Source organism: Methanosphaera sp., from assembly GCF_016282985.1.
Lineage (GTDB): Archaea > Methanobacteriota > Methanobacteria > Methanobacteriales > Methanobacteriaceae > Methanosphaera.
In genome coordinates, this window is record NZ_JAEELZ010000008.1 from 1 (window position 1) to 3,779 (window position 3,779).

The window sequence follows — 3,779 nt, forward strand, 5'->3', positions numbered from 1 at the left end:
TCAATATGTCAACTAATAAAATTCTATTAAAATTTGCAAAAAAGGGAATCAACCTATCACCTGAAGCTTATAATAAAGTTATTAATGCAGAAAATCCTATTGATTTTGCATCTTCACTGATAGTCAAATTAAAAAGCGATAAATTTACATCAAAAGATTTAGTATCAGTCAGTGGTGAAATAGTTGATGAAATTACAGGTAATCCTATAACTGAAAAAGATAATCAGGAAACACTAATTGAAAACCAAACCAAACAAAAAACACAACAAACACCAGAAAAACCAATAGAAAAACAAACACCACAAGTAGAAAAAACTCCTATAAAACCAATAGAAAATCAAAGCAAACCAAAAACAGAACAAACACCACAAGTAGAAAAAACTCCTATAAAACCAATAGAAAACCAAACACCACAAGTAGAAAAACCTGTTTCAATGGAAAATTTGAAAAAAGATAGTGATGTTAAGCAAAAACATGTAAATGAAGCCATTTTAGAAGCTTCAGAAACTGTTAAAGATGAAAAAATTAAATTTAAAAGAAACTTAGAGAAATCTAATGTTGAATATGATTTCGAAATCATTCAGGATACCAGTAAAAAATCATACACCAGCGGAGAACTTGAAAACCTAATTTCATATTTCAAAAGCAGATATGAAAAATTATATAACATATTATCCAAAAGACCTGAACTTAGAAAGCCTATTAAAGTAGCTGATATTGATGATTCTCAAGACAGTTTGAGCATGATTTTAATGGTTAAAGAAATCAGATCAAGTAAAAACGGCCATAAAATCGTTGATTTCGAGGATGATACCGGAAGCATATCCGTGTTATTCTCCAACAACAATGATGAATTGTTTGCTGAAGCTGAAAAATTAGTTAGGGACGAAGTAATAGGAGTAATTGCAAACAAAAGTGACGACAATAACTTCGCTTTTGGCCAACAAATAATCAATCCGGGTGTATTAAGAGTTCCCGAAAAGGAAATGGACTTTGGAATTGTATTCTTATCTGATGTTCACATCGGCAGTCTAACATTCCTTGAAGACGCATTCACAAGGTTCATTGATTGGATTAACTGTGATTATGGTACTGAAGAACAAAGAAGAGTGGCTGAAGATGTTAAATATCTTATTATCGGTGGGGATATTGTAGATGGAATTGGTGTATATCCAAACCAGGAAAAAGAGCTTGCAATTAAAGACATTACAGAGCAATACAACGAAGCAGCCAGATTCTTGGGAAATGTCAGAAGCGATATCAAAATCATTATTGCTCCTGGAAACCACGATGCATCAAGAGTCGCTGAACCTCAGCCTGCTGTACCTGAAGAATATGCTAAAGCATTATATGAATTGGATAATGTTGAATTTATTTCAAATCCTGGTGTAGTTTCATTGGATGGAATCAATGTCCTAATATACCACGGACGTAGTTTTGATGATTTGGTAATGGCTGTAAAAGAATTTACTCACGAAAGAAATGACCTATTGATGGAAGAATTATTACAAAAAAGACATTTAGCTCCAATTTATGGAGAAAGAACACCATTAGCTTCAGAACTTGAAGATTATTTAGTTATTGACGAAGTACCTGATGTATTCCATACAGGACACGTTCACATTAATACATATAGAAGATTTAAAGGAATACATATGATTAATTCAGGTACTTTCCAGACTCAAACAGAGTTCCAGAAAATTTATAACATTGAACCAACTCCTGCTGAAGTTCCTGTACTTCATAAAGGAAAATATAAGCATTTTAAATTTTTATGATGAGGTTTTTTAATGAAAAAGAATATTGATGAAATAATTAAAATTTCAAATGAGATTTATGATAAAGGATTAGTTTCAGGAAAAGCTGGAAACATTAGTGTGAGATTTAAAGGAGAAATTGGTGATATAATTGCCATAACCCCTACATTAAAATCTCTGTCTAAACTAAATGAAGAAGACATAGTATTGGTTGATCTTGATGGAAATGTATTGACTAAAGGAAAACCTTCCTCAGAAGTCAACATGCATTTGGAAATCTATAAAAAAAGACCTGATGTTAATGGTATTGTCCATACACATTCTCCATATGCTACAGGATTTGCCCATTCATCTAAAAAAATCAAAAGGTATGAGGGTTTTGGTGAAATAAAAACTCCATATTTATCTGAAATAGATTATGAAAAACCAGGAAGCGACGAATTGGCTAAAAGTGCCAGTGAAGGTCTTGGAACTGAAGACGTTTTAGTATTGAAAAATCATGGAGTAATTTGTGTAAGCGATAATCTAAAAGAAGCGGAACTGCTTGCAGTTTTTGTTGAGGAAATTGCAAAAAGTCAGTTTATAACATTGATGTTAAATTCAGTTGAAGATGGAATTTAATCTTCACCTGAAAAAACATTAGATTTTTTTCTATTATCCATTCCTTCTTCAATCATTTTAAGGATTAATCCGGATAATGAAGTATCTTCATCGATTGCAATTTTTTTTAATTCTTTTTTTAAATCAACGGGTAGATTTATAGTAGTTTTACTTATATCTGACATGTATAATAATTGATATTTAATTTAATATAAATTTTACTATAATCACCGCATTAAAAAATTAATTCATAACACCAAAAACTATTTAAGTGTAGGATAAAATATATAGTATTTAATACACATTTGACTTGTTTTTAATAATATTTTTGGGAGGAGTAGTTATGAGCAATCAAACAATCGATGAAGTATCCGAGATTCTTGAGTACATTACTGAGAATAATACTGTACCACGTAATATTAGAGAGGCAGCTAAAGATTCTAATGAACTTTTACACGATGAAGAGCAAGACCAATCTGTAAGAATAAGTACAGTTTTAGGAAAATTAGATGAAATAAGTAACGATCCAAATATTCCAGTTCATGCTAGAACTTTAATTTGGGAAGTTTTATCAAAATTAGAATCAATCTAATTTCTTTTTTTATTTTATTAATATTTTGAAATAGCAACTGCTATTGTAACACCATCATAAGAAGTTTTTTTATAAATCAATTTTGAATCAAAACCTGCTGTAATTAAAGCTGAAGGTTCACAAACGCCATAGATTCCAAATTTAGATTTTACAAATTCAGATTTTTGTATATCATTTGACTCGAATAATTTTAATTTATCCAAATCAACGAAATTGATTGGAACATTTAATTTATCTGATAATTCTAACATACCTTTTTCATCTTTTTTAATTTCAGCAGATGCAAACATGTTTATTCTTGATATATCCATTTTTAAATCATTCAATGACTTTTTCAATCCATAATATAAATCATTGCATTCTTTTCCACGTTTACATCCTAATCCAACAACAATTTTTCTCTCCTTTAAAATAATCTTATGATTTTGCAACAATACATGGATTTCATCTGTATTTATTTTTGATGAATAATTAATAGAGACATCAATTTCATGTGTATTATTTTTCAAATATTTATATAAATAATCTAAATTTTTTTCAGAATTGACAATAAATGAAATTTGTCTTCCTTCTAAAATTGACTTATTGAAAAATAAAATTTCATCTGTATTATCGATAGACAGGTAAAGATCTCTTGCCAAAACATCAATTCCCAACCTTTTGTTAACATCAGTGGAAGTGGTAATCACAGGTGTTGCATTAATCAATTTGGATACCTTTTTGGTCAATTCATTTGCACCACCCAAGTGCCCTGACAATGTGGATATTACAAAATTTCCATTGTCATCTATGTTTAAAACAGCAGGATCAGATACTTTTGATTCTATTAA

Annotated in this window: 5 protein-coding genes; 3 read left to right on the forward strand and 2 right to left on the reverse strand. The window is 29.8% G+C overall.

Features of this window, described 5'->3' with window-relative positions; translation table 11 throughout:
- Positions 1–5 precede the first annotated feature (5 nt).
- A complete protein-coding gene (locus QZZ11_RS00625; RefSeq protein ID WP_292472571.1) occupies positions 6–1,778 on the forward strand; it encodes a DNA-directed DNA polymerase II small subunit in 1,773 nt (590 codons plus the stop codon).
- Positions 1,779–1,790: 12 nt separating this feature from the next.
- Positions 1,791–2,378, forward strand: coding sequence for a class II aldolase/adducin family protein (locus QZZ11_RS00630; protein ID WP_292472564.1), 588 nt, complete (start codon positions 1,791–1,793; stop codon positions 2,376–2,378).
- Here the strand turns inward: QZZ11_RS00630 and QZZ11_RS00635 are convergent.
- Positions 2,375–2,542, reverse strand: coding sequence for a Met repressor (locus tag QZZ11_RS00635; RefSeq protein ID WP_292472566.1), 168 nt, complete (start codon positions 2,540–2,542; stop codon positions 2,375–2,377). The two genes, QZZ11_RS00630 and QZZ11_RS00635, sit on opposite strands and share 4 nt — an antisense overlap.
- Positions 2,543–2,700: 158 nt before the next feature.
- On the opposite strand from QZZ11_RS00635, the gene QZZ11_RS00640 reads away from it, so the two are divergent.
- Positions 2,701–2,949 carry a UPF0147 family protein gene (locus tag QZZ11_RS00640; RefSeq protein ID WP_292472567.1) on the forward strand — a complete coding sequence of 83 codons (249 nt, stop codon included), beginning with the start codon at positions 2,701–2,703 and terminating at the stop codon, positions 2,947–2,949.
- A gap of 17 nt (positions 2,950–2,966) precedes the next feature.
- Here QZZ11_RS00640 and QZZ11_RS00645 read toward each other — a convergent pair.
- The coding region (locus tag QZZ11_RS00645) for a cobalamin biosynthesis protein (RefSeq protein WP_292472569.1) at positions 2,967–3,779 on the reverse strand (813 nt) is incomplete at its 5' end.

Excerpts from the sequence above, each read along its gene's own strand:
- QZZ11_RS00640 (WP_292472567.1), top strand. The coding sequence starts at position 2,701 with ATGAGCAATCAAACAATCGATGAAGTATCCGAGATTCTTGAGTACATT.
- QZZ11_RS00625 (WP_292472571.1), top strand. The coding sequence starts at position 6 with ATGTCAACTAATAAAATTCTATTAAAATTTGCAAAAAAGGGAATCAAC.
- QZZ11_RS00635 (WP_292472566.1), bottom strand. The coding sequence starts at position 2,542 with ATGTCAGATATAAGTAAAACTACTATAAATCTACCCGTTGATTTAAAA.
- QZZ11_RS00630 (WP_292472564.1), top strand. The coding sequence starts at position 1,791 with ATGAAAAAGAATATTGATGAAATAATTAAAATTTCAAATGAGATTTAT.